Source organism: Flagellimonas sp. S3867 (assembly GCF_014698935.1).
GTDB lineage: Bacteria > Bacteroidota > Bacteroidia > Flavobacteriales > Flavobacteriaceae > Flagellimonas.
In genome coordinates this window covers 182,624-209,006 of the sequence record NZ_JACVMN010000002.1, presented here as the reverse complement: position 1 = coordinate 209,006, position 26,383 = coordinate 182,624, and the positions used below count along the sequence as shown (strand labels likewise).

Below are 26,383 nucleotides of genomic sequence, written 5' to 3'. Positions count from 1 at the left end.
ATTATCACAAAGAAGTACTTTTTGGCCTACACGGTAACCTAAAGTATCGGAGTATATCATTCAGAGGAACCAATAAAATTAAGTGTGGTTTTGGTTACTCTTATTGGTTTGTGAGCGCTGTTAGAGCATCCCTAAGGATGCAATGCCCAGCACATATCGTTGTTGAACTTAGAATTTATTATTTCTTCTTTGTTTCTTAATCCTTTTTATCAATTTCCCTAGGTCTTTACCCTTCTTTTTTCTTTCCTGAGCATTCGATTCAAAATGCATTCGTTCTTTTTCCATCTTCAGGAAGTTCTCGTACAATTCAGAATTTAATGTATCATTTTCTAAAGCAGTCAATACTGCACACCCATCTTCATTGCTGTGAGTGCAGTCATTGTATTTGCAATCTTGTGCGAGATTCAATATATCCTCAAATGTCATTTCAAATCCATCAGAAGCGTCAGTTATGCCAACTTCTCTCATTCCTGGATTGTCGATTAGAACACCGTTTTCAAAAACAATCAATTCCCTATGTGTAGTTACATGCTTTCCTCGGTCTATACCCTCACTAATTACACCCGTTTCCATCAACTTTTCTCCAATTATAGTGTTGATTAGTGTAGATTTTCCAACGCCTGAAGACCCCAATAAGCAATAAGTTTTGCCCCTAATCAACTTGGAGTTAATTTCATCAATCCCCATTTTGGATTGATTGCTAATTGCTATTACGGGGACATTTTTAATTCTCTCCCGTACTTGAACTAACAATTCTTCTAATCTCTGCTTCTTAATTAAATCGATTTTACTCAGAAGAATAATAGGTTCAATTTTAGCGGTATTGCAAATAGTTAAGTATCGCTCGAGTCGATTGATATTAAAATCCCTATTGACGGATTGAACGATAAGTCCAAAATCAATATTTGTTGCAATAACTTGAGTTTGTCCTGACTTGCCAACCGCTTTTCTTTCTAAAATTGAATTCCTCGGAAGTACTGCATGAATCAAGGCTTTGCCATCATCATATTCTGAAATCGAAACCCAATCTCCAACAGCAGGTAATTCGCTCTTGTCAGTGACAGTGAATCTTAAATTTCCAACGAGTTCACAATCAAATTCGTTTGATTCGGTTTTTACGGTATACCGATCTCTATGTAATAAGATAACTCTGCCAACACCAAAGGAATCTAGATTTTGTTTCTTTCGGGATTCTTCGAAATCGGTATTGTATCCTAAATCTTCTAAAGTCATCTTTTTTTTTAAGCGGTGAAAGAAAAATCGAAGATGATATTCGAGCAATAAAACCCTGCTTTTTCAATTGCTCTTTGAGATGCCTTATTATCAAAAGTGGTAGAGCAAATAGGTTTTCTTCCTAATTTTAAAACTCTGTTTACCTGTTGTTGCAATACCTGTGTGGCAATCCCTTTTCCTTGAAATGAGCGGTTTACAATAATGCCTAAATCGGCTATGTCAGGTTGAGTGTCACTAATTCGACATTCGCTGGTTGCGACTATTATATCTTCTTCTTTTACCAGATATATTTCTTTTCTGGAAACAAGGTTTTCCGTGTAACCAAAAGTATCATCCATGCCTATTTGTTCTTTCAAAAACAATTTAATAGTAGGGATATCATTGGATGTAACCGCTTCAACGTTACGATTGGAATTAATTTCCATAGCCTTGTTATTGTGTTCGAAACAAAAGGTATTTGCTTGTTGTGACTTTGCGTTCAGCAAACATGAGTTGAAGGCCATGGGCTCATTTGTGCTAAGACTTGCAGAGCCAATCATCTTAGATGTAATCAGTTCTTGTATCACATTGTTCATGTTAGACCGGAATTCATCCTTGAGGTATATTTGCAGTAATGATTCTTCGCTATCGATGCAGCAATACCCGATAGTTACTCCATTATTTGATATCAAATAATGTTGGGATGATGCAATGTACAGTAACTCCCACATTGCATCAATTGGAGATTTAAGGCTGCGGTACAACCTAGCTCTAAAACTTTGGATTGTATCTGTAATATCAGTTTTGATGAAATTCATCATTCCATTTTTTTTCGGATTTCATCCAAACATAAATTCCCCAAACTGCCCTCATGGGAATGGTCAATATCTTTTTTAGGTGTAAAGGTACCCTCCTCAATATCCTTGCCCATAGATTTGTACGCATCCCGGAACGGCATACCATTTTTCACCAATTCGTTCAACGTATCCACACTAAATAAATAGTCATACTTTGGGTCATCTAGAATTTTGGTGTTCACTTGGATTTCCTTCAAACCGAAAACCATCATTTCTAAACAGGCTTTGGTATCTTGGATTGCGGGTACAATAACCTCTTTCACCAATTGCAAATCTCTATGGTATCCACTGGGCAGGTTATTGGTTATTAGGGTCAATTGATTGGGAATGGACTGAATTTTATTGCATTTTCCCCGAATCAACTCAAAAACATCTGGATTTTTCTTGTGTGGCATAATGCTACTGCCCGTGGTTAGTTCATCAGGAAAAGAAATAAAGTCAAAATTTTGACTCATATACAAACAAATATCCATGGCCAATTTGGATAGGGTAGCTGCTATACTCGATATGCCCAGAGCTGTTGCTTTTTCCGCTTTTCCCCGGCCCATCTGGGCCGCGACAACATTGTATTTTAGAGTATCAAAGCCCATTTCGGCCGTTGTGAAGCTTCTGTCAATAGGAAACGAACTACCATAACCGGCCGCACTCCCCAAAGGATTTTGATCCGCAATTTTATAGGCTGCCTGTACAAAGTACAGATCATCTACCAAACTTTCGGCATAGGCAGAAAACCAGAGTCCAAAAGAAGAAGGCATCGCAATTTGTAAATGGGTATAGCCAGGCAGCAAAACGGATTGGTGTTGTTCGGCCAGGTCAAGTAATAGATCAAAAAGGGATTTGACCTCATTTTTTATTTCTGTCAACTCATTTTTCAGATAGAGTTGCATGGCCACCAAAACCTGGTCGTTTCTAGACCTTGCAGTATGGATTTTTTTGCCGGTATCGCCAAGTCTTTGGGTGAGAACAAATTCAATTTTGGAGTGCATATCCTCAAAATCATCCTCAATTGTAAATACGCCATCCTCGATACAATGGGCAATTTTGTCCAATTCCTTGATCAATTCTTCGGTTTCTTCTTCGGAAATCAATCCAACCTTGCCCAACATTTTGGCATGTGCTTTAGATGCGATCACATCGTATTTGGCCAAAAGCAAATCCAGCTCACGATCGTTACCTACGGTGAAATGATCTATTTTTTTATCGGTACTAAATCCTTTGTCCCAGAGTTTCATTTTTTTTGATTGTAAAGGTTCATTAATCCCAGCAAAACTTCCATGGCGTCATTGGCGTCTTGTTTGTCTACAAAAATATGGTCGTGGTAAAATGCGGCGACCACATTGCAACTTATTCCATTATTGGCAAGGGTATTGGAAATAGCTGCTGTAAAACCAACAGCTTCTAGCGCCGAGTGTATGTTTAATGTAATACATGAAGCTACATAGGCGTATTTCAGGCCCAAATCATCTGCCTTTTCCCTTTTTAGTATGAGAGTTGTACCTTCTTTTTCTTTAAAAGTGCCATGAACAAAGGAGATATCCAAAGGATACGAGTGGTCCACGCTCACAAAAACATAATCACCTTCATTAAGAACGGGTTGCATTTTAGACAATATGGTCGATAAATCGGTTTCTCCTGACATAGTTGTAATTGTTATGTTCCTATCAAAAATCCTGAAAGAATTTTGATATACAAATCTATTCCTTCTTCAATTTCATTTACATATATAAATTCATCTGCTGAATGGGAGCGAGTGCTATCACCTGGACCTAACTTTACTGATTGGCAGCTTAAGGCTGCCTGATCTGACAAGGTAGGAGAGCCGTAAGTGTTTCTGCCAAGACCGATTCCACTTTTGACCAAATCATGGTTAGGGTCAATGGCCGACGAATTTAATCGAAGTGAGCGTGGTGTCATTTTACACGGAGCTTCCTTTTCCAATATATCCGTAATTTCTTTGTTGGAATAGCGATCGTTAACCCGAACATCCACCACCAAATCAACTTTAGCCGGTACAACATTATGTTGATTTCCGGCATTGATCTGGGTTACCGTCAATTTTACTTTTCCAAGAGCTTCTGATTCTTTCTCAAATGAGCAATTTTTAAACCAATCAAGTACTTCTATGGTATTGTAGATGGAATTATTTCCGTTCGGATGTGCGGCATGGGAGGGTGTTCCTTCTACAACAGCATCAAATACGATCAATCCTTTTTCGGCGATGGCCAAATTCATCAATGTAGGTTCGCCAACAACCGCAACTTCAATGCTTGGAAGAATGGGTAAAAGTGCCCTTAAACTTTTTTTGCCAGCGTTCTCTTCCTCCGCCGTTGCTGCCATAATGATATTATGACTTAAATTCTCCTGTTTATAAAAATGGACGAAAGTGGCCAAAAGCGAAACCAAACATCCGCCTGCATCATTACTGCCCAGACCATATAGTTTTCCATCTTCCACATGCGGAAGAAAAGGGTCTTTGGTATACGCGGAATTGGGTTTTACAGTATCGTGATGCGAATTTAGAAGTAGCGTGGGCTTACTTTCGTCAAAATGTTTGTTGAAAGCATATATATTGTTGAACTGTCGTTGCGTTTCAACCCCAAAACCCCTTAACCAGTTTTCAATGGCGTCGCCGGTTTTGTCTTCTTCACCAGAAAAGGAAGGAATGGATATTAGCTGTTGCAGCAATTCAATAGCTTTTTGAGTCAAGTGTCCTTGGTCGATTTTCATAGCGTTAAAGTCGTAAAATTTGATGTTGTTTGTAGCAACATATCACTGTCACCAATGCAAACTTGCTTTACATTATTTTGAAGTGCATGAAAGCAATTGTGCATTTTTGGAAGCATTCCATCGGCAATGATTCCATCAGCTAAAAGTGTTTCATATGTTTTGGAATTAATATGCTGGATTACTGAATTTTCATCTTCAACATCTCGAAGGACACCTTTTTTTTCAAAACAATAATAGAGAGTAGTCTCAAATTCTGCAGATAAACCAATTGACAATTCAGATGCAATAGTATCGGCATTGGTGTTGAGCAATTGACCCTTGCCGTCATGGGTCAATGCACAAAACACAGGTGTAAAACCTGCCAGTAATAGTTTGGTGATTCCTCTGGAATTTACCTCGTCAACATCTCCGACCCAACCAAAATCAACTTCTTTCACAGGTCTTTTGTGGGCATGTATGGCATTGGCATCCGCTCCGCTCAAACCTAGTGCGTTGCATTCCAATGCCTGCAATTGGGCCGTAATTTTCTTACTTACCAATCCACCATAAACCATGATTGCCACATCCAAACTTTGGGCATCAGTAATTCTTCGACCGTTGATCATCTTGGCTTCAATTCCCAATTTATTTCCAATTTCAGTAGCTTTTTTACCTCCCCCGTGCACTAATATTTTGTATCCGTCGAGTTTAGAGAACAATCCCAATAGGTGGGTAAGACCCTTTGGGTCTTCGATAATGTTCCCTCCTATTTTTACTATGGACAGTTTGTGTTTCATGTTATGCGTTTAGTATTCCACCATCAATGGTCATGGCTGTTCCGGTAATCCATGAAGAATCATCTGAAATTAAGAAAAGAGCCAACTTTGCAATGTCTTCCGGAGTTCCCAATCTATTTAGAAGGGTAGCATTTGCAGCGTTTTGTACCGCTTCCTCAGGATTATCAAAGGCTTTGGCCGAATCCCAAATCAACGGGGTGTCCACAGGTCCTGGACAGATGGCATTAACTCTTATTTGAGGAGCGTATTCAACTGCCATTTGTTTCATCAAAGCTATGCTTGCAGCTTTTGAGGCACAATATGCAGGATGATTCGGAAAGCTCTTAAAAGCAGCTATTGATGCATTGATAAGAATGTTACCTTGCCCACTTTTTTGAAGGTGCGGAATGGCATATTTTGAAATGTAGAAAATGGAACTTAGGTTGACATCCAAAGTGTTTCGCCAATCGGAAACGGAAAGGTCAACCACATTTCCCAATCCCAAAACCCCGGCATTTAAGGATAGTACATCCAACTTCCCGAATTGATCAATAGCGGTTTTGACCAATTTTTCATTGTACTCGGGTTGAGAAACATCTCCAGGAACAAATACGGAACCTTTTAGTTTTTCAGATAATTTGTTACCTCTTTTTGTATTGCGTCCAGATAATATCAGCTTAGCTCCTTCAGCATATAACGTTTCTGCAATGCCCTTTCCCATACCACTGGTAGCGCCTGTTACAATACACACTTTGTCCACTAACTTTGCCATTTCTCTTACTTTATGGATTCCAAAATTTTCTTTAATACAATTTGAGCTGAGTACGTTCGATTATTTGCTTGTTCAATCACTAAAGATTGGCCGCCATCTAAAACGGCATCTTCAACCACTACATTTCTTCGAACAGGTAAACAGTGCATAAACTTGGCCTTGCCCAACTTTTTCGCAGTCATCATCCAATTCGAATCTTGCTGCAAAACCTTTCCATAATCTGAATAACTAGTCCAGTTTTTCACATAAACAAAGTCTGCATTTTCCAGCGCCTTTTCCTGATCATATTCAATTGTACATTCTTTGGTTATTTCAGGATTCAATTCATAACCTTTGGGGTGTGTAATAACGAAATCAGCTTCTTGCAACTGCATCATTGTTACAAATGAATTGGCCACGGCATGAGGTAATGCCTTCGGATGCGGTGCCCAAGATAAAACCACTTTGGGTTTGGAGGTGGTCTTGTTTTCTGCTAAAGTAATGGCATCCGCCAAAGCTTGCAAAGGATGTGCAACAGAACTTTCCATATTTATAATGGGAATTGAAGTGTATTTGGTAAATCCAGTTAAAACCTCTTCGGCCTCGTCTCTCGTTTTATCCTCCAATTTGGCAAAAGCTCTAATTGCTACAACATCACAAAACTGCGAAACTACTTGGGCCGCTTCTTTAATATGTTCCGACGTTCCTTGATTCATGACGGTACCATCGCCATACTCCAAAGTCCAACCTTCATTGCCAAAATTCATGACCATCACATCCATTCCCAAATTCATGGCTGCTTTTTGAGTGCTTAATCGTGTTCGCAACGAATTGTTGAAAAACAAAAGGCAAATGGTTTTGCCTTCACCAAGAGCATCAAATTTTTTAGGGGCTGCCTTCAAAGCTCTAGCCTCTTTAACCCATTCAGAAAGATTATCGATGTCGTTTATAGAACGATAGTGTTTCATGATTTGATTTTTGTATAATTAATGGAATCCTGAAGTGCATCCTGTATGAAATTTTCATTCAAACCATTTACAATCCAGGTTTCTATACCAGCATTTCTTGCAATAGTAGCTGCCTCAATCTTGGATTGCATTCCTCCCGTTCCATGGGTTGATTTTCCATTGTCTATTTCCTTGACTAGATTTTGAAGGTCGCTGACTGCTTCGATTGTTTTAGGTTGGTTGTTTTCAAGGGATTCTTTTGTATAAATCCCATTGGTGTTGGTTGCTATCAATAGTAAATCGGCCTCCAACAAAGCTGCGGTTAAGGCTGCCAACTTATCGTTATCACCAAATTTGATTTCATCCGTTGCAACGGTATCATTTTCATTGATAATCGGGATGAAATTATTGGCCACCAAAACATTGATGGTATTTTTAATGTTCACTTTTGAATCTGAATTTTCAAAATCTGAATAGGACAGTAGGCATTGCGATGTGAGCAATCCCAATTCTCTGAAACTTTCCTGAAAGATTCGCATCAAATGCGGTTGACCAATTGCGGCCAGTGCTTGTTTTACATTGATTTCGGGACCGGAATGCTCCAATTTTACAAATTGTTTTGCTGCGGCAATGGCACCTGAACTGACAATGATGAATTCATACTCCGAGGAAAGTTGGGCAATTTGTCGGCCAATATCCTCGACTTTTCCTCGGGAAATTTGATTGGTCTCCTTGGTCAGTGTATTTGAGCCTATTTTAAGTAATATTCGTTTCTTCTTCTTCATCTTATCTGGTTTGACCATTGCCGGTAACGTACCATTTGTTACTTACCAAATGTTGGAGCCCGATAGGTCCTCTTTGATGCAATTTATCTGTGCTTATAGCGAGTTCTCCACCCAATCCAAACTGACCTCCATCGGTAAATCGGGTAGAGGCGTTATGGTACACCGCAGCTGAATCCACAGATTGCATAAACGTTTCAGCTTTCTTGTTGTTGGCCGTAATAATAGCAGCCGAATGTCCGCCGCTATAGGTGTTTATTTTCATGATGGCCTCGGTCAAATCCGTTACTTGTCCAAGCACAATTTTGTAGTCCAAGAATTCCTCATACCAAATAGATTCATCATCAATTTCGTTGGTTTCCGATAGACTGGACAATGGTTTATCCGTTAAAATTTGAACCTTACTTTTTTTAAGTTTTTGGGCCAATTGCATCAAGAATTCCTGTTTTCTTGGTAAATCAGCGGCAACAAGTACTTTATCTAGAGCATTGCAGGCTGATATTTTTGTTGTTTTTGCATTTAGAATTACATCCAATGCGATTTCCAAATCAGCCTCCGAATCCACATACAAAAAGTTGTTTCCACGTCCACTTACAATTACGGGACAGGTGGCATGCTGTTTTACAAACGCGATTAATTTTTCACCTCCTCTTGGAACTATTAAATCAATTTTCTGGGAAGGGTTTTCCAGAAAGCCTTGCGTTTGTGCCCTATCAAACTCCAAGTAGGTGATCCAATCTTTTGAGCATCCATGTTCTTCAAGCGCCCTGTGCCACAATTGAACCAAAACCTGATTGCTATTGAATGATTCCTTTCCTCCCTTGAGCAAAATTCTATTCCCTGATTTGAATGCGATTCCAGCGGCTTCTATGGTCACGTCGGGCCTAGATTCGTAGATGATTAAAATAGTGCCAAAAGGCGCTGTTTTGTTGCTAATGTGGATGCCATTTTCGTGGTTAAACTGAAAACGCTCCACACCTAAAGGGTCTTGTTGGGATGCCAGTTGTTGGAGTGATAATACCATTCCATCGATTTTAGACACATCTACTTTCAGTCTATCTCGCATGGCCAAATCGTCCCCAGTATAACCATCAAGGTCGTTTTTATTCGCAGTTAGAATCTTGGATTGTTCTAGTTTGACCAACTCACTCATAGTGGTCAAAACGGCGTTTCGTTTTTCTATCGATAATATCAAGCTCATCTCAATTCTGCTTTTAATGCTTCAAAAAATAGGTCGATGTGATGTTTTGTGATGTTCAATGCTGGTAAAATTCGAAGTACATACTTATCCTTTGCGCCCCCAGTGAACAATTTTTGGTTGAAAATCAGTTTTTTACGTAGTTCGGCCACTTCAAAATCAAATTCGAGACCTAGCATCAATCCTCTCCCTTTAATTTTCTTTACCTGGGGAATTTCCTTGGCTTTTTCTTTGAAATAATTTCCAAGTTCATCCGCATTGGAGATTAGATTTTCCTTTTCCAAAACCTCCAAAACCGCCAACGTTGCCACACATGCTAAATGATTGCCACCAAACGTTGTGCCTAAAAGGCCATAAGATGCCTTGAAAGATTCATGAATCAAAATACCGCCGACAGGAAAACCATTGCCCATGCCTTTGGCCATGGAAATAATGTCCGGTTGAATATTGTGATGCTGAAAAGCAAAAAATTTACCGCTTCTTCCAAATCCACATTGAATCTCATCAGCAATGAACACAATCCCTTTTTCTTTTGATTTTTCTGAAATAAATTGAATAAACTCTGTCGTTGGTTCATCCAAACCACCAATACCTTGAATGGTTTCAATAATTACTGCACAATAGTCGTCTGATTGAATGGTGTTTTCAAACGCTTTAAAATCGTTCAGTTCTAAAAATGTCACTTTTTGTTGCTGGTTGATAGGAGCATTTATGGTGTGGTTGTCAGTAGCTGCCACCGCTGCCGACGTCCGTCCATGGAAACCATTTTTAAAGGCAATAACTTTAGATTTTCCGGTATGAAATGATGCCAATTTCAATGCATTTTCGTTGGCCTCGGCACCCGAATTACACATAAAAAGATTGTAGTCATTGCATTGAGACAATTCTTCCAACTTTTCAGCCAATTGCTGCTGCAATGGATTTTGAATTGAGTTGCTATAGAACCCAATTTTATCCAATTGGTCCTTAATTCGATTTACATAATGGGGATGGGAATGTCCAATGGAAATCACCGCATGTCCTCCATAAAAATCAAGATATGTCGACCCTTTGTCATCGGTGACCTCAATGCCTTTGGCAGAGACCGGTGTTACATCGTAAAGTGGATATACGTCAAATAGTTTCATCTTTTCTTTGTTGTCTTTCTCGCACAAGCGGGAATCTCGTTATTTATGTCTAACCTGCTTTTTTGACCAATCCTTTGACTGGCTCAGGATAACTGCTCGACCTGACATTTATTTACCCTTTTCTGATTTTACTAATTTTTTCGAACGATGTTACAATCCCTCGGATAAGCGATGAACTTAGTCCTTGGTGTTCCATTTCATTCAATCCTTCAATGGTACACCCTCTGGGTGTGGTTACGCGGTCAATCTCTTCCTCTGGATGATTGCCGGATTCGATTAACAAGCTTGCAGCGCCGTTACAGGTATGCATCGCCAGCTCTTGAGCTTCTTTGGCATCGAAGCCTAATTGAATGGCTCCTTGGGTCGTAGCACGAATCAAACGCATCCAAAAAGCAATGCCGCTGGCACATATTACGGTTGCAGCTTGCATCTGCTCTTCTGGAATTTCCAAGGTATGTCCCATTCTATTGAAAATGGCCTTGGCTAAATCAATTCGTTTTTTGCCTAATTCATTGCTGCAAATACAGGTCATGGAGTTTCCAACGGAGATGGCCGTATTGGGCATGCTTCGGATAATGTATTTGTCGGAGCCAATGATTTCTTCAATTTTTGAAATACTAAAACCCGTTATGGTGCTAATAATCACATGATTTTCGGTCAAAAGGTCTTTGACTTCTTCCAAAATGGAACTGAAATGACCGGGCTGAACGGCAAAAATCAACGTGTCCGAATTTTGAATAGCCTCTTTATTATCTGAAGTGACCGTTACATTGCCATACTTCTCAAAATCTTTGATTTCTGATGTATTTCTTTTGGTAAGGTACATGGTGGTGGCTCCATTACTGTGTAAAACTCCTTTTGCAATGGACAGCCCCAAATTTCCCGCTCCTATGATTGCTACTTTCATAATTTCTTTTTTAAAATACTCCTGCTTTTAACTGCAGTCCTTTTGCTTCTTCCAAGCCGAAGATCAAATTCATATTTTGAACGGCTTGTCCGGAAGCTCCTTTTAGTAAATTGTCGATTGCCGAGGTAACTAGTAAAGTACCCTCATGTTTATGTAAATGTACATGGCATTGGTTGGTATTTACCACTTGTTTTAGATGGATGGGTTCCGCTGAAACATGCGTAAAGACATCATCTTTGTAATACTCTTGATACAATTGTTGAGCTTCTTCCAAACTACCATCAAATTGCGTATAACTGGTTGCGAGAATTCCCCGAGTGAAATTCCCTCTATTGGGCAGGAAGAACAGTTGACCGGTTTTGTTTCCGAACGAATCCAAACTTTCGCCTATTTCGCCCAAATGTTGATGGGTAAAGGGTTTATACCAAGAAACATTATTATTTCGCCAACTAAAATGTGAGGTGGATGAAAGTCCAACTCCAGCGCCAGTACTTCCTGTAATTGCATTGATATGTACTTGATTTTGCAACAATCCAGCCTTTGCCAATGGCAGCAAGCCTAATTGAATGGTTGTGGCAAAACACCCGGGATTTGCAATATAATCCGCCTTTTTAATCTTTTCATTGTTCAATTCTGTGAGGCCATAAACAAATGTTTTCCCTTGAAAAGTGGCATCAGCTTTCAACCTAAAATCATTACTTAAATCGATGATCTTAGTTGTCTCACTAAAGGAGTTTTCATTAAGAAATTTTGATGAGTTTCCATGACCCAAGCAAAGGAAAACAACATCTACATTTGGGTTCACTTCGCCCGTAAATTCCAAGTTGGTAACCCCCAATAAATCTGGATGAGCCGAAGTAATTGGTTTTCCAGCTCTAGTTGTGCTGAAAACAAAATCGATTTCTACATCAGGGTGGTTGAGGAGCAATCGAATTAGTTCGCCTCCCGTATAACCAGATCCTCCGATAATACCTGCTTTAATCATGGTGTTGGTTTACATGGTTTGCAATTTTTCCAGGGTTGGAAAGAATTTTAATGAATCCTTTAGCATCGTCCGCGGTCCAACCTTTGTTGATTTCACCATAACTTCCAAAGGAAGCATTCATTAGATCATGGGAAGAAGCAACTCCATCTAAATTAAATCGATAAGGGTGGAGGGTCACAAAAACATCACCGGAAACATTCCTTTGGGTATCGGCCAAGAAAGCTTCGATGTTTCGCATAACCTCGTCCAAATAATTGCCTTCGTGCAAGAGCATTCCGTAAAAATTGCCCAATTGCTCTTTTTGATATTGTTGCCACTTGCTCAAGGTGTGCTTTTCCAGCAGATGGTGTGCTTTTATAATGATGAGTGGAGCGGCAGCTTCAAAACCGACCCTTCCTTTGATACCGATAATAGTATCCCCAACATGAATATCCCTTCCGATAGCATATTTGGATGCGATTTCTGAAAGTTTTTCGATGTTTTCTATAGGACTGGCCACTTCTCCGTCAATTGAGACCAATTCTCCTTTATTAAAAGTCAATTTGAGCTGCTTGGAACTTTGCTTTTCCAACTGACTTGGATAAGCCGTTTCAGGAAGGGGTAAATGTGAGGTCAAGGTTTCATCTCCACCTACCGATGTACCCCATAGTCCTCGGTTGATAGAATATTTTGCTTTTTCCCATGGGTAATCCACGCCATTTTGTTTGAGATATTCTATTTCAGCTTCTCTGGACAGTTTATTATCCCTGATTGGAGTGATAATCTCTATTTCTGGAGCAATGGTTTGAAAGATCATATCAAATCGGACTTGATCATTACCTGCGCCAGTACTACCATGCGCGATGTATTTAGCACCTACTTTCTTGGCATGATTTACAATTTCAACGGCCTGAACTATACGTTCCGCACTTACCGAAAGGGGATAGGTGTTGTTTCTTAGCACATTTCCGAAGATGAGGTATTTAACCACTTTTTCATAAAAGTTGGAAACAGCATCCAATGATGTATAGGAAGTGGCGCCAAGTTCAAGCGCTTTTTGCTCGATTTCCTTGATTTCGGATGGAGAAAACCCACCAGTGTTCACGCTAACCGCATGTACTTCAAAGCCTTCTTCTTTTGATAGGGATTTTGCGCAATACGAAGTATCTAATCCGCCACTATAGGCCAGTATTAGTTTTTTCATTTTGTTTTCTTTTTTAGGAAAAGGGTTTCCTTAATGCTCTTTAATCGTTTAAAGGCTTTTCCGTTTAATTTTTTCGATTCTGGTTTTTTATTCGTGGGATTGTACAGCATTCCCGTGCAAAGGCACATGTTCCGTTCTGTTCTGGTCAGGATGTCAAAATTCTTGCAAGTTTGGCAACCTTTCCAAAATTCAGGGTCATCTGTCAACTCCGAAAAAGTAACCGGTTTGTAACCGAGCTCGTAATTCATTTTCATCACTGCCAAGCCCGTGGTAATTCCAAAAATTTTGGCATCTGGAAACTTCTTTCTTGATAGTTCAAAAATGGATTTCTTTATTTTTTTGGCAAGCCCCTGATTTCTATAATCTGGGTGGACTATCAGGCCCGAGTTGGCCACAAAGTTTTTGTTTCCCCAAACTTCAATATAACAGAACCCGGCAAAGGTATCCCCATCCAATGCAATTACGGCATTGCCATTTTGCAATCGTTTTATGATATATTCTGGAGTTCGCTGGGCAATGCCAGTTCCCCGAACCTTGGCAGATTCGGTTATGGTATCGCTGATTACCTGGGCGTATTTAAAATGTGACTCGTTAGCAACTAAAATTTCCATTGCTATTTAATTATTGACTAAAACTGAAATTGATTTTGTGATTTTGCGGAAATGGACTCACCTATTTCCATAGACTGATATGCACCCTTACGGGCGACGGCGGCGAGCGAATGGACGTACTGGAGCAAGGATGCTCAATGAGGTTAATATGTATTCTTGTCCTTTCATTATGGGATTAAAAGTACAAATTAATTTCAACCGACCTAGATTGGCGTCTATTTTTTGAAGAAATGTAACTTTTTCCCTCCTTTAACCACGATTTCATAAATCAAGAAGCCCATAACCGCGATATACTCAATGGCCAATAACCAAAAACTCTCAGTAAAATCGGAGTTGGAATAGGCCCAATAGCTCAGAATAACCAACAATGACCAGACTATTGCATAACGATATTCTGTAAAAATGGCCAATACCAAAAGAAAAATAATATACCAAGGGTGCACCGTACTCGATAAGAAATAATAGGTTGTTAAAACCATAAGCATGGATGTAATCAGGGTACCCATTTTTTGGTTTTTTCGTAGGAATGCGATCAAAACCGCAGTGATGACTACTATGATTGCCATCCATTTTCCGTAATCTTTGATTAAAATCCACGGTTTGGCATCAAAGAAGGTTATCCCAATGTGCTTTACCAGATTATATATGCTCGAATTAAACTCAAAATTAGAAAACCAAAGACCTACGGTTTCTGAATAATTATCAATAAATGAGGAGGAGTAAAAAGGGAGTAAAAGAAGGACACAGGAAGCGCCGACCATAATATAGAAGAGGACACTTTTTTTGAACCCAAAGTACTTAACAAATAAGGGCAAGAACAAAATAGGCACCAACTTGATCATAATTGACATTGCATAGATGGGTGCCGCCGCTAACCATTTTTTATCTGCGATTAAATACAGGGACCACACAAAGAAGAATAACATTACACCTTCAAAGTGGAGATTTCCTGTCAATTCAATGATTACCAAAGGGTTTAGGAAATACCAGAAGGCCATATGGTTAGACTTGTTCAATTTTTGGAGCAATTTTCTTCCGAAATAAAGGATGCCTAGATCAGCCAGTACTATGGTTAGGCGCATTACAATAACTGAGCCGAGGATACTTCCGCCTCCCAAAAATGCGGCGATGGTGAATATAATTTGGTTGAGTGGAGGGTAGTTACTAAAATGTTTCGCACTCAAACTTCCCATGCCATCAAATAATTGTTGGGCATTGGAGATGGGTAAATGGGGTTGGAGTATTAAATTATTTGGAACATCCAAATAGGGATTGACACCATTTTTTATCAATTCTCCATCCCAGATAAAACGATAAAAATCTTGGGAAAGATTCGGTTCGGCCAACAAAAACACTAATCGAAACAGAATGCCGGAGATCAGTAGGAACTTAAAGTTCCATTTTTGGAGTTGGATAAGTTTGTAATGGAGAAAAAAAACCGCGGCGACCAGACTGATGAGCTTTGGAAAATCTTCCCGATTTAAATCATAAGCAAAGCTTGTGTAAAACAAAATGCTTCCCAAAACAAGTAGCATTGGGATTTTGTGAAGCTTCCAAAATTTTATGATTTGATGAGGCATTGCTGATCAGCATTTCTAAGGTCAGCAAAAAATATAAAAATATATTGGATTGAGAATCATATCCTGCCATGTATTGAGCGTAAATTTACGTAACAGCCACGACAGGATATGCCTAGTATTATTCTATGGCAATCAAAATTTCCGCTTCCCCGTTGGTGGGGTTCAGCGCTTTTTCACCATAGATTTCTATATCGGTAGTATATGTTCTCTTCAAATCTGTATTCCAGATGTCCATCCAAGTGTTGATTACGGCATCTTTTGTAAGGTCGCCCTTAGCAGTGAATTTGGTATAGTTAGATTCGGGAATCATTTTGACGGTCATATCTTCCGGAATATTGTCAAGATGGGCCACATTGCAACCGATAACTATGGTGTAGGGTTTGGTATGATCTCCCTCATAGTCCGTGTAGATGGCATAAAGGGTATCATCCACTTTATTTGGGATTCGGTTAAGCGCATTTTCCGCCATAAACTTTTCCCATAGTTGTGGAATGTCCTTGTCAGCTTTTCCACGGTCATTGGATGTTCTTGTAGCTAAACCTACAATGGTTAATGCGTCTCTTTTTGTGCTTGTCATGATATAATACGTTTTTAAGATTTGACCAAAAATATTTACGGTTTATGACAAGGGTATGTCAGGGGTGGTTGGAATAGGTCAATTCATAACCTGTATATGTCAATTGGAGCTGTTTTTTAAGCTAAAATTCTCGAACTTAACTTATTAGTTGTAAGTAATTTACGCATGAAATTAGTTTCGAGAATACTACTTGTTTTATTCTTATTTCAAACGAGTTCTTCCTTTGCATGCAGTTGCAAAAAAATGAAAGATGTAAAAACCGAATTTGAACGTTCGGATATTGTATTTGTTGGGAAGGTAGTTTCGAAAGAAATTATTGAAATTGAACACGATAACAAAATGTATTCATTTCACAAATATGAAATAAAGGCATACAAAGCATATAAAGGGACATTTGATGACAGAATCATAACGATTTTAACCATTGCACATGTGGGTGCTTGCCGAGCCAACTTTGAAATTGATTCAAATTACATTTTATACGGATTCAAGAATAATCTTTGGTCTCATTACGGTGAATATGATTACTCTGAACCACAGACTTATTGGACTAGCAGATGTCACCGAAATAGAAAATACTCGAAAGAGGAAATCGAGGCAATTGAAAAAATCGCAAACTAATTGATGTAAACAGCGGACAATAACGTGTAAAATCTATTGCTTTAGTTGGTTAACAGAAGGAATATTTCCTGCCTACATTCTACAATGATTCCTACTCCGAAACTCATGCTGATTTTAGTGAAATAGAATCTTACACGAAAACGATAAGTGTAATTGGAAAAAGTGCGCTTTTTTGCTCAATCATTTCCCATTTAGCTCAGGATTATCCTGATAATAGGCATCATACGATTTATAATATTCTTCCAAGGTCATGTTGTGCGATTCGAAATGCTCGTAGGTGTTGGTTATTTTTTGAATATGATCTATTCTAAACACCCTAAAAGCTTTGCGGAGTCTACAATAAGCGATAAGCAACCATTTCTCTTGGGAACTATAAAGTGCAAAAGGTTCTATGTTCCTATTGGTGAATTTTTGATCTAGGGATAAATAATCAATGCTCAAAACCTGAAAATTGGTCAAGGCCGATTGAATGCGCATGAGATAATTACTGGTTCTTTGATTTAAATAGTTATCCATAAAATAGATACGCTCTGTAAGTAAGCTGGCCTTGTCTTTTTGAGGGCCTTTTAGCAACGCCTTTATTTTTAGAATGGCTTCGGAATAATGTTGCACAAAAGAGGCATCCTTGTTTTTCAGAATCAATTGCTCGGCAGTTATGAGCGCATTGGCTTCATCTTCGGTGAACATTACAGGAGGTAATTGATACCCTTCCATCATGGAATATCCCTTGCCTTCTTCCGTAATAATGGGAACCCCGGATTTTTCCAAAGTCCGGATATCCCGATAAATGGTCCTGACACTTACATTGTGCTTTTCGGCAAGCGTTTTTGCGGTGACAATCCTTGAGGATTGCAGTTGAGTTAAAATTGCAGTAAGTCGTGAAAGTCTAGGTTTTTCTTCCATTTAGTCGAATTCTTGAGTGACGAACCGTATAAATGTAGCTATTTTGATTTTTTGAAAGTGAATACACTCATAGCCATCCAGCAAGGAAATGAACCGTAATTTTAAAATTGAAAAGGATTTACGCTTTCGCTGTCAAGGACTTAAAGAACACGAAGCCAAAGCCCAAGAACAACATTAAATGAAAGGGGAAAAGTCCGAAGTCATTTAAAGGAATTGCGCTGTACATGCCAAATAAGAAATAGATCATCAAAGCAAATTCTATAACCATGTTCGGAGACATTTTTTTGGCTAAATATTTATTTCCTTTCCAACTATCTTTTAGATTGTTGATGTTGAATTTTGGTGTTCTCACAAATTCACTTCGTTTACCCATATGGCCTTCCAATACGGCAATGGAATTATGTAATGAAAATCCAAGGGCTACCGAGAAAAAGGTAAAAAACAATTTGATATAGTCCACAAATTTGTCAAAACTACTGCCCTGAATACTTTTATAGGTGAACCAATAACAAATAAATAGAATAATGGTACTGATGATAAAGAAACTGGTTACTTCAAAAATCCAACCTAAATGACCATAGGTGTTTTTGATGTACAACATGGGAATGCTTAAAACTGCAACTATAAAAACGCACAAGAACATGGAACTGTTCAACAAGTGCATTACGCCATGGAATTTGGTTTTGAATGGAATATTTTTGGCCGTAACAACACTCCAAACCGATTTTTTGAAGTTTTCGGCTCCGCCTTTGTTCCATCTGAATTGTTGGGAACGAGCAGCACTTATAACAACAGGAAGCTCTGCAGGAGTTTCCACATCTTCCAAATACTTAAACTTCCAATTTTTTAATTGGGCTCTGTAACTTAAATCCAAATCTTCTGTAAGGGTGTCACCCTCCCAGTTACCGGCATCAAGGATGCAATCTTTTCTCCAGATACCAGCAGTACCGTTAAAGTTGATAAAATGCCCTTTTGAATTTCTTCCTACTTGTTCTAAAGTAAAATGTGCATCAAGAGCAAAAGCTTGAATCTTGGTAAGCGTAGAATAATCCCTATTGATGTGTCCCCATCTTGTTTGGACAACACCGATTTCTTCATCCTTAAAGTAAGGAACGGTCTTTTTTAGCCAATCGCTCTCCGGAAGAAAATCAGCATCAAAAATGGCGATGAAATCTCCTTTCGCTATTTCCAATCCTTCTTTTAGGGCCCCGGCTTTAAAACCTTGTCGGTTTTCTCTTCGTATATGGGTAATGTCAAGGCCGTTTTCCTTTAGTAATTTTATTTTTTCTGCAGTGTCAATGACAGTATCATCCGTGGAATCGTCCAAAACCTGAATTTCCAATTTACTTTTTGGGTATTCTATTTTGGAGATATTTTCCAAAAGTCGCTGCATTACATATTCCTCATTGTAAATGGGAAGTTGAATGGTAACGAAAGGGATTTCTTTGGGATCTAAAAGGTTGTATTTTGGAGCTTCTTCGTTTTGCTTTTTGTTGCCCAAATAATTCACCAAAAGGTTCAATTGCGCAAGGCTATAGAAGAAAATCAAAATTAAGGCCGTACTATAAATAGCGATAATAAAAATAGCGATAGTTAGTCCCATATTACTTTATACTGTATTTAAAAATCCAACCTAGAATTTTTATGCCTGCAAATATAGTACCTTTTACCGTACCTGAAACTTTTGAGACACCAATTCTGCGTTTATAACGCACTGGTACTTCGGTATATGACATTTTTTTTCGCAAGACTTTTAGCTGCATTTCCACGGTCCAACCGTAGGTTTGGTCCTGCATTTCCAATGCGATGAGCTTATCATATTTTATAGCTCTGAAGGGCCCCAAATCGGTAAATTTTGCCCTAAACAACAATCGCATTAAAAAGGTGGCCAATTGATTTCCAAAAACCTGTTGAGGGGTCATGGAACCCGGTTCACGAAGTGCTTTTTTCCGTGCGCCGACCACAAAATCGATGTCCTTTTCCAAAATTGGAGCTACCACCTTGTCCAGTTCTTCTGGATAGTCGGAGTAATCTCCGTCAATAAATACGATAATGTCGGGTCGTTTGGATTGTTTCGAAATGTAATCCATCCCCTTTAGGCATGCGAAACCGTACCCACGCTGATTTTCAGTAAGTACAGTTGCTCCGGCTTTTTTTGCGTTTTCTACAGTTTGGTCCGTAGATCCGTTGTTTACAACTATGATTTCCGATACCGATTTTGGAATTCCTGAAACAACTTTTCCAATGGAATCTCCCTCATTTACTGCTGGGATTATGACTTTGATTTCTGCCATTTATTTAAGATCGGACAGTTTGTTTTCTTGTTTAAAGCTTCTAAAGTCATACCACTCCTTTACTTTTTTGCCATGATTGTATTTTTCAGCAGAAGTCAATTTTTCATTCTTGTATTTTAAACAGTATCCGTTTTTCACTCCTTTTTGCAGTTGACATTTATGGTTGATTTTACCATTATTATCATAGAACAACCACCACATACCCATTTTCCCTCCTTTATAATGTCCTTCCATTGCGGGCCTTCCATTTCGGTCGTAAAAATACCAATATCCAACCCTTAGGTCATGTTTAAAATGACCTTTTTCTTTTATTTTTCCAGTGGAATGATAGAATTTCCAGAAATCCTCTTTGGATTCGCCATTTTTCCAACCTTCAGATTTGATTTTACCATTGGAATGGTATTCACGGGAGTATTCCCTTTTCGTTAAAACAAAGGCGGCCAGTAAAAACATACCCACCAGAAACAGTCGAAGCATCTTATTTTTGGTTCACCAATTGCATCAAATCAACATCATTGCCCAACAATACTTGATTACTGTCTATCCTGTTTTCTAAAGGACCGTTTTCCAATTTAAGGACACCTCTTGGGCATACCGCCGAACAAATACCACATCCCACGCAACTGGAACGTACAATGTTTTCACCTTTTTGTGCATATGCACGGACATCGATTCCCATTTCACAATAGGTGGAACAGTTACCGCATGAGATACACTGTCCTCCGTTGGTTGTAATCCTGAACCGCGAGAACAAGCGTTGCTGAAAGCCCATTATAGCTGCCATCGGACAACCAAAACGACACCAGACCCTGTTTCCAAAAATAGGATAGAATCCGGTTCCGATAACACCTGAAAAGATACTTCCAATTAAAAATGAATAGGATTTACGTAGCGTTTCAGATTTGAATAAAAAGACGTTACCATCGCCGCTGAAAAAATGCATACCTATAAGTGCCATGATGATTACGAAGTAACCGATTGCACCATACTGCGCATCTTTTTGCAGTTGCTGGCGCTTGAACAACATTACCCAACCAAAAACCAAGGTCAATAGAACGGTAACTCCGATTAAAAAGGAACTTTTGGTCAACCAATATTTGCTAGTGTCGGTTCCTAAATAAGAGTAGATAACAGCCGTGGTCATCAAGGTTACAAAAACTACCACGCTATGCACTACCCAGCGCTCAACATTCCAAGCCTTAACCGTTTTGTCACTTAGGTGTCTAAATGAATCTCCGGCAGTTTCGGCCAATCCACCACAACCACATACCCAAGAGCAGTACCATCTTTTTCCATATTTATAGGTTAAGATGGGAGTGATAACAAATACGGATAAGATTCCAAAAATTAATAGTGCAAGGCCAATATCCCCCGAACTTAAGAATGCTTTTATGCGATAACCTTCAAAGTTATAGTAATTCAAGGGCCATACATTTTTAAGATCGTAATAGGGAAGACTTCCGCCATTCAGAATTTTATCGCCATTTAAACGCGCCATCAATTCTGGGATAATAAATGCAAAAGCAGTTTGGAAAAACATCACGCTTATGGTTCGAAGGCGTTCATAACGATTGTGACGGTATTTCCAGATGAATTTTATACCGAAAGCGAAAATGGCCACCGTATAAAGTGTTCCATATACAAACCATTGGCTTGCTGCGTTACCACTTAATATTTTACTCAGAGGGTCGAACAAAGCAATAACGCCCTTGTTTTCTCCGCCCTTGACCAAACCAAGGTATTCAGGATAGAAATATAATATGATGTAAAACCCGGTCAATGCAATTCCGGCTATCCATCCCCAAAATCCTTTACTGGATATGGATTTGAACCAAACACCATCATTTTTTATCCCTGGTAATTTTTGGGAATAGGCATCCCATGAAAACCAAATAGTTCCCAGGGTAATGGACAACAATGAAATGGTCAGCCATAATCCTTTGTTCGGAAAACTGACATTGAAAGCGGCCAAAAGGACGATTGCCAATCCGAACATGCCCAAGAGGGTAGCCATCTTTTGGTTTCGACTCAATATTTTGGGAGGTTGCCCGGTAAGGGCCATACTTTTATCGTAAGTGCTCATTGGATAGTAGTTAATTAAGCAGTTTGAAATATTCGTTTAAGGCTTTTCTTTTTGGGGTTTATGGATTTTCCCAAATCTGAATTGAACTTAGATACAATTTCAGTTTCATATTTTTTGAAGAATTCTGGGTCAAAATTGGCATCGGCCAAATGTTCCATTACATAGTCCACATCCCTTTCTTCCGTAAGCCATCGGTCAAAAACTTCATGTCGCATACGAATACCAAAAGTATTCAGACCGAGAAACTGATTAGTGTCTTTATGAAAAGCCACAGTTATGCATATTTTTTCTTCGGAATGTCGCCAATGGAAATGAGCTTCATATTCCTTTTTTCCTTTATTTGAAAATACCCAACCATAGGTTTGGTACTCGATATCCAAGAATTTTGCCGAGTTGAACCAGTGCCCTGGTTTGTACTCAATGCGATTACCGCATATGGTCTGGGCAACCGTTTCTCCCATCATCCGACCGGTGTACCAAACGGCTTCAATGGGCCGTCTATTTCCTATGGCTTCGTGCTGTTCTGCACAATCGCCGATGGCATAAACGTCATTGACATTGGTTTCGAGGTATCTGTTGACTTTGACTCCTCGACCTAGTTCAATTCCCGAATCTTTTAGAAAATTGACATTTGGAGTAACTCCTGCCGTTAATCCAACCACATCGCAGGGTAGTTCTTCCCCAGTTTCTGTTATGATAACAGATTTTACTTTGCCATTTTCATCTGCCACAATTTCTTTGAGGTTGTTGCCCAATCGAAGATCTATATGATGTTCCAGTATATGTTCATTGATCATGGCAGATTCACCATCAGGCAAAACGCCGTTCCAAAAGCTTTCCTCCCGAACCAAAAAAGTGACTGGGATATCGCGGCTTCTTAGCATCTCTGCCATCTCAATACCAATCAATCCACCGCCAACAATTACAGCTCTTTTACAAACTTCTTTGTTTGGGGCATTCACTTCCAATAAATCCAAGTCCTGCTTGGAATAGAGGCCCTGAACACCGTGAAGGTCTTGTCCAGGCCAACCAAACTTGTTGGGTTTGGATCCTGTAGCAATAATCAATTTGTCATATTGGATTGCTCGGGAGCCATCCATTTGAAGTTGTTTTGTTTCAGTATCAACCTGTGTGACATAGCCACGAACCAATTCGATGCGATTTTTTTCCCAAAACCAATTTTCGTAAGGTTGGATGTGCTCAAACTTCATATGCCCCATGTATACGTACATTAAGGCTGTTCTTGAAAAGAAGAAATCCGTCTCTGCCGAGATTACGATAATTCTTTTATCTGAAAGTTTCCGAATATGTCGCGCCGCAGAAATTCCTGCAACTCCATTTCCGATTATTACAATATTATCCATGGGATTGAATTGGTTGTTGCTAATGTGTCGTCCTTAAATATATGAACTTAACTTAATCCGTTAATTTAGAAAGAATTTAAATTCTTTCGGTTATGTAAGGTAATAGATCTTTGTGCGAACGGTAACTTACTGATTTATAAAATCTTAAATAAATCACAAAAAAATTGTGCTGATGTATGGACTTAGAAATATGATCGACATATGCCTCAGTTTTAATCGGCTAAAAGTTTAAACCATGACTATTAAAAAAACACTGACCGCATTTGCACTGGTAATTTTCATTGGCCCGGGTTGGGCCCAAGACACTTCTAGTTTTTTTACCAAAACTGATGCTTTTTTCAATACATATGTGAAAAATGGAAGGGTGGCTTACAATAAAATAAAAGCCAATCCTGATGGTCTAAACGAATTGGTTGAACTGGCAAGGACCATCAAAATATCAAAAAGTGATGCCAAAACATATCAAGCATTTTGGATAAACGGATATAACTTGTCCGTAATAAAAGGCATAGTTGATAATTATCCGCTTAAATCCCCCCTGGACGTGCCTGGATTTTTTGATAAAACCAAACACAGTATTGGAGGAAAAGACATCACCCTTAATGATATTGAAAATAAACTGCTACGGGCAAACTTTACCCAAGAAACAAGGTTCCATTTTGTTTTGGTCTGCGCAGGTCTGGGCTGTCCACCAATAATTAATAAAGCGTATTTGCCTAATACTTTGGACGCTCAATTGCAGCAGCAAACAAAATTGGCATTGAATGACCCAAATTTTGTCAGGATCAAAGGAAAAAGAGTAAATCTTTCCCAAATATTTGAATGGTATAAAGGCGACTTTATCCAAGGAGGTAGAAGTCTTGTGGATTACGTGAATTTGTACCGGAAAGAAAAATTGGACACCAATTCCAAGGTAGGATACTACCCTTATGATTGGGCCTTAAACGAAATCAAATAAAAGAGTAATACAACTAACATGAGAGAATTGAAAAGCCACATTATTGCGGCAGCACTTTTAATGTCTTCTTTGGCAGGATTTGCCCAAGATGACCAAACAGGAAGTAACATACAGAATTTGACTCCATCCAAACTGATTGGCCAAGGGCAATGGGATATCAAATGGTTTAACAATCTGTACACGGAGACCGAAGACACCTTTAATGGAGACATTCCCAGAAACGTATTTTTTACCTCGACATTGGACATTTTCACGGGTGTAGGTCAAAATCGACGTGTAAATTTAGGATTGCTTTTAGAGTTTAGATCCAATACCGTTGGCGGAAGAGATTTGTTTGATTTTTTATCTTTCGATGGTGAGGAAGGCTCTGCAAGATCGGGATTGACATCTATAGCCCCGGCGATTAAATTTACTCCATTTCCGAACGTGAATAATTTCTCCATCCAAAGTGCATTTTTTATCCCACTTGTGGATAATGAGACCGAAAATGGGGTGTTTTTAGACCAAAAAGGGTATACATGGCAAAATCGATTTTTCTATGATTACACCTTCCCAGGGAATAAATGGCAGTTGTTCAGCGAACTCAACAGTGAGCTAAATTTAGGAGACGAAGTAGACAGTTTCGCCAATAACAGTTTGCGATTGACCCCAGGGGTATTCTTGAGTTATTTTCCGAGCTCCGACTTTACCATATTGGGATTGGTGCAGCATTCGCAACTTCTCGATCTAGGAAACAATTTCACGCAAAACTTTACCGCAGTGGGTGGTGGAGTCAAATTCCAACTGTCACAACCACTAAATTTGGAGTTGCTTTATACCAACTTTGTAAGAGGAAATAACACCGGTTTAGGTCAAACATTTAACATAGGATTACGGGCAGTGTTGTAGCTTCAATCATATAAAACAGTATTTTAGGAGTCTTAATTTTTTATCTATGAAAAGATTAGGGCTCTTTTTTTTGTGCTTGCTCCAGTTTTCCTGCAATAGTCAACATGAGGAAAAAATAAATGGAGTTAGCTTTGTAGGTTCAAGAGAAAAGGTGGTGCAAAAGCACATAGACCCTGTTGTGAAAATTCAGGCCAACTATGCGGCGGTAATGCCATTTGGATTCGCTAGGGACCTAAACTCACCAAATATTATTTTTGATACAGAGAGGCAATGGTACGGCGAAACCAAACGCGGAGCCAAACAATACATTGAATTGCTACAGCGAAATGGGATTAAAGTAATGTTGAAACCCCAGATTTGGATTTGGAGAGGTGAATTTACGGGTGATATGAGCATGAAGTCGGAAAAAGATTGGAAGATATTGGAAGATTCGTACAGCAAGTTTGCGCTCACCTATGCGAAGCTGGCCGAAGAAACAAAATCAGAAATTTATTGCATAGGAACCGAATTGGAGGAGTTTGTTAAAAATCGACCGGAATTCTGGTTGAGTTTAATTGATAAAATAAAGAATATCTATTCTGGGAAGTTAACCTATGCTGCCAATTGGGATGAATACACAAGATCTCCTTTTTGGGATAAATTGGATTTTATAGGGGTGGATGGCTATTTTCCGCTTTCAGATAAACGACATCCCAAATTGGAAGATTTGAAATCCGGATGGCAACCTTGGAAATCCAAACTAAAAGACCTGTCCCAAAAACATGATAAGCCTATCCTTTTTACCGAATTTGGATATCGAAGCATGGACTATACCGCAAAAAAACCTTGGTTGGTAGATAGAAACCAAACGGAAGTGAATTTGACTGGACAGGCCGATGCTACGCGAGCGGTTTTCGAGGAATTTTGGAAAGAAGACTGGTTTGCCGGCGGATTTGTATGGAAATGGTTCATCCATCACGAAGTTTCCGGAGGAAATGCAGACAATAGATTTACACCACAAAACAAACCAGCAGAATCCGTAATACAAAATTACTATTCAAGTTTGCAAGAATCTGGATTTTAATACGTCCAAG

The 26,383-nt window shown here is 39.0% G+C and carries 27 protein-coding genes; 4 read left to right on the top strand and 23 right to left on the bottom strand.

Going from position 1 to position 26,383, the window contains the following annotated elements; translation table 11 throughout:
• Nucleotides 1-168 precede the first annotated feature (168 nt).
• The 17 genes from rsgA to IAG46_RS08565 form a co-directional block, all read right to left on the bottom strand.
• Nucleotides 169-1,233, bottom strand: coding sequence for a ribosome small subunit-dependent GTPase A (gene rsgA, locus IAG46_RS08645; protein ID WP_190809955.1), 1,065 nt, complete (start codon nucleotides 1,231-1,233; stop codon nucleotides 169-171).
• 8 nt (nucleotides 1,234-1,241) lie between these two features.
• Nucleotides 1,242-2,033, bottom strand: a complete 792-nt coding sequence (locus tag IAG46_RS08640) for a GNAT family N-acetyltransferase (RefSeq protein ID WP_223826636.1) — start codon at nucleotides 2,031-2,033, stop codon at nucleotides 1,242-1,244.
• The gene (gene argH / locus IAG46_RS08635; RefSeq protein ID WP_190809954.1) at nucleotides 2,030-3,301 is read right to left on the bottom strand and encodes an argininosuccinate lyase; all 1,272 of its coding nucleotides are present in this window, start codon (nucleotides 3,299-3,301) and stop codon (nucleotides 2,030-2,032) included. Before argH ends, IAG46_RS08640 begins: the two co-directional genes overlap by 4 nt.
• Nucleotides 3,298-3,708, bottom strand: a complete 411-nt coding sequence (locus tag IAG46_RS08630; protein WP_190809953.1) for an ACT domain-containing protein — start codon at nucleotides 3,706-3,708, stop codon at nucleotides 3,298-3,300. Before IAG46_RS08630 ends, argH begins: the two co-directional genes overlap by 4 nt.
• A gap of 11 nt (nucleotides 3,709-3,719) precedes the next feature.
• Nucleotides 3,720-4,796, bottom strand: a complete 1,077-nt coding sequence (locus tag IAG46_RS08625; protein ID WP_190809952.1) for a M20 family metallo-hydrolase — start codon at nucleotides 4,794-4,796, stop codon at nucleotides 3,720-3,722.
• Nucleotides 4,793-5,572, bottom strand: a complete 780-nt coding sequence (argB, locus tag IAG46_RS08620) for an acetylglutamate kinase (protein ID WP_190809951.1) — start codon at nucleotides 5,570-5,572, stop codon at nucleotides 4,793-4,795. The genes IAG46_RS08625 and argB overlap by 4 nt, the downstream gene beginning before the upstream one ends.
• A gap of 1 nt (nucleotide 5,573) precedes the next feature.
• Complete coding sequence (locus IAG46_RS08615; RefSeq protein WP_190809950.1) at nucleotides 5,574-6,323, bottom strand: SDR family NAD(P)-dependent oxidoreductase; 750 nt, start codon at nucleotides 6,321-6,323, stop codon at nucleotides 5,574-5,576.
• Nucleotides 6,324-6,328: 5 nt separating this feature from the next.
• The gene (locus tag IAG46_RS08610; RefSeq protein ID WP_190809949.1) at nucleotides 6,329-7,270 is read right to left on the bottom strand and encodes an acetylornithine carbamoyltransferase; all 942 of its coding nucleotides are present in this window, start codon (nucleotides 7,268-7,270) and stop codon (nucleotides 6,329-6,331) included.
• Nucleotides 7,267-8,034 carry a glutamate 5-kinase gene (gene proB, locus IAG46_RS08605; RefSeq protein ID WP_190809948.1) on the bottom strand — a complete coding sequence of 256 codons (768 nt, stop codon included), beginning with the start codon at nucleotides 8,032-8,034 and terminating at the stop codon, nucleotides 7,267-7,269. The genes IAG46_RS08610 and proB overlap by 4 nt, the downstream gene beginning before the upstream one ends.
• A gap of 1 nt (nucleotide 8,035) precedes the next feature.
• On the bottom strand, nucleotides 8,036-9,232 hold the full coding sequence (locus tag IAG46_RS08600) for a glutamate-5-semialdehyde dehydrogenase (protein WP_190809947.1): 1,197 nt from the start codon (nucleotides 9,230-9,232) through the stop codon (nucleotides 8,036-8,038).
• The gene (locus IAG46_RS08595) at nucleotides 9,229-10,356 is read right to left on the bottom strand and encodes an aspartate aminotransferase family protein (RefSeq protein WP_190809946.1); all 1,128 of its coding nucleotides are present in this window, start codon (nucleotides 10,354-10,356) and stop codon (nucleotides 9,229-9,231) included. The genes IAG46_RS08600 and IAG46_RS08595 overlap by 4 nt, the downstream gene beginning before the upstream one ends.
• Nucleotides 10,357-10,468: 112 nt before the next feature.
• The gene (proC, locus tag IAG46_RS08590; RefSeq protein ID WP_190809945.1) at nucleotides 10,469-11,263 is read right to left on the bottom strand and encodes a pyrroline-5-carboxylate reductase; all 795 of its coding nucleotides are present in this window, start codon (nucleotides 11,261-11,263) and stop codon (nucleotides 10,469-10,471) included.
• Between the two features lie 10 nt (nucleotides 11,264-11,273).
• Complete coding sequence (gene argC, locus IAG46_RS08585; RefSeq protein WP_190809944.1) at nucleotides 11,274-12,248, bottom strand: N-acetyl-gamma-glutamyl-phosphate reductase; 975 nt, start codon at nucleotides 12,246-12,248, stop codon at nucleotides 11,274-11,276.
• Nucleotides 12,241-13,431, bottom strand: a complete 1,191-nt coding sequence (locus IAG46_RS08580; protein WP_190809943.1) for an argininosuccinate synthase — start codon at nucleotides 13,429-13,431, stop codon at nucleotides 12,241-12,243. Before IAG46_RS08580 ends, argC begins: the two co-directional genes overlap by 8 nt.
• Nucleotides 13,428-14,042: a GNAT family N-acetyltransferase gene (locus tag IAG46_RS08575; protein WP_190809942.1), complete on the bottom strand. Its 615-nt coding sequence runs from the start codon at nucleotides 14,040-14,042 to the stop codon at nucleotides 13,428-13,430. The genes IAG46_RS08580 and IAG46_RS08575 overlap by 4 nt, the downstream gene beginning before the upstream one ends.
• A gap of 215 nt (nucleotides 14,043-14,257) precedes the next feature.
• The gene (locus IAG46_RS08570) at nucleotides 14,258-15,577 is read right to left on the bottom strand and encodes a glycosyltransferase 87 family protein (RefSeq protein WP_223826635.1); all 1,320 of its coding nucleotides are present in this window, start codon (nucleotides 15,575-15,577) and stop codon (nucleotides 14,258-14,260) included.
• Nucleotides 15,578-15,740: 163 nt separating this feature from the next.
• On the bottom strand, nucleotides 15,741-16,199 hold the full coding sequence (locus IAG46_RS08565) for a GyrI-like domain-containing protein (protein WP_190809940.1): 459 nt from the start codon (nucleotides 16,197-16,199) through the stop codon (nucleotides 15,741-15,743).
• Between the two features lie 165 nt (nucleotides 16,200-16,364).
• On the opposite strand from IAG46_RS08565, the gene IAG46_RS08560 reads away from it, so the two are divergent.
• Nucleotides 16,365-16,820: a hypothetical protein gene (locus IAG46_RS08560; protein WP_223826634.1), complete on the top strand. Its 456-nt coding sequence runs from the start codon at nucleotides 16,365-16,367 to the stop codon at nucleotides 16,818-16,820.
• A 180-nt stretch (nucleotides 16,821-17,000) separates the two neighbouring features.
• Here the strand turns inward: IAG46_RS08560 and IAG46_RS08555 are convergent, their stop codons facing one another.
• The 6 genes from IAG46_RS08555 to IAG46_RS08530 all read right to left on the bottom strand — a co-directional run bounded on the left by IAG46_RS08555 (nucleotide 17,001) and on the right by IAG46_RS08530 (nucleotide 23,464).
• Nucleotides 17,001-17,723: a YafY family protein gene (locus IAG46_RS08555; protein ID WP_190809938.1), complete on the bottom strand. Its 723-nt coding sequence runs from the start codon at nucleotides 17,721-17,723 to the stop codon at nucleotides 17,001-17,003.
• A 118-nt stretch (nucleotides 17,724-17,841) separates the two neighbouring features.
• The gene (locus tag IAG46_RS08550) at nucleotides 17,842-19,326 is read right to left on the bottom strand and encodes a cellulose synthase family protein (RefSeq protein ID WP_190809937.1); all 1,485 of its coding nucleotides are present in this window, start codon (nucleotides 19,324-19,326) and stop codon (nucleotides 17,842-17,844) included.
• A 1-nt stretch (nucleotide 19,327) separates the two neighbouring features.
• Entirely contained in the window at nucleotides 19,328-20,017 is a 690-nt protein-coding gene (locus IAG46_RS08545) for a glycosyltransferase family 2 protein (protein WP_190809936.1), read from the bottom strand.
• Nucleotides 20,018-20,494: a toxin-antitoxin system YwqK family antitoxin gene (locus IAG46_RS08540; protein ID WP_190809935.1), complete on the bottom strand. Its 477-nt coding sequence runs from the start codon at nucleotides 20,492-20,494 to the stop codon at nucleotides 20,018-20,020.
• A gap of 1 nt (nucleotide 20,495) precedes the next feature.
• Entirely contained in the window at nucleotides 20,496-22,100 is a 1,605-nt protein-coding gene (locus tag IAG46_RS08535) for a 4Fe-4S dicluster domain-containing protein (protein WP_190809934.1), read from the bottom strand.
• 14 nt (nucleotides 22,101-22,114) lie between these two features.
• Entirely contained in the window at nucleotides 22,115-23,464 is a 1,350-nt protein-coding gene (locus tag IAG46_RS08530) for an NAD(P)/FAD-dependent oxidoreductase (protein WP_190809933.1), read from the bottom strand.
• 235 nt (nucleotides 23,465-23,699) lie between these two features.
• Between IAG46_RS08530 and IAG46_RS08525 the strand changes: the two genes are divergently transcribed.
• From IAG46_RS08525 to IAG46_RS08515, 3 genes are read left to right on the top strand one after another with little or no spacing between them, the layout of a single operon-like run.
• Entirely contained in the window at nucleotides 23,700-24,422 is a 723-nt protein-coding gene (locus IAG46_RS08525; RefSeq protein WP_190809932.1) for a DUF547 domain-containing protein, read from the top strand.
• Between the two features lie 18 nt (nucleotides 24,423-24,440).
• A complete protein-coding gene (locus IAG46_RS08520) occupies nucleotides 24,441-25,310 on the top strand; it encodes a hypothetical protein (protein WP_190809931.1) in 870 nt (289 codons plus the stop codon).
• A 46-nt stretch (nucleotides 25,311-25,356) separates the two neighbouring features.
• Nucleotides 25,357-26,373: a glycoside hydrolase gene (locus IAG46_RS08515; RefSeq protein ID WP_190809930.1), complete on the top strand. Its 1,017-nt coding sequence runs from the start codon at nucleotides 25,357-25,359 to the stop codon at nucleotides 26,371-26,373.
• Nucleotides 26,374-26,383 lie beyond the last annotated feature (10 nt).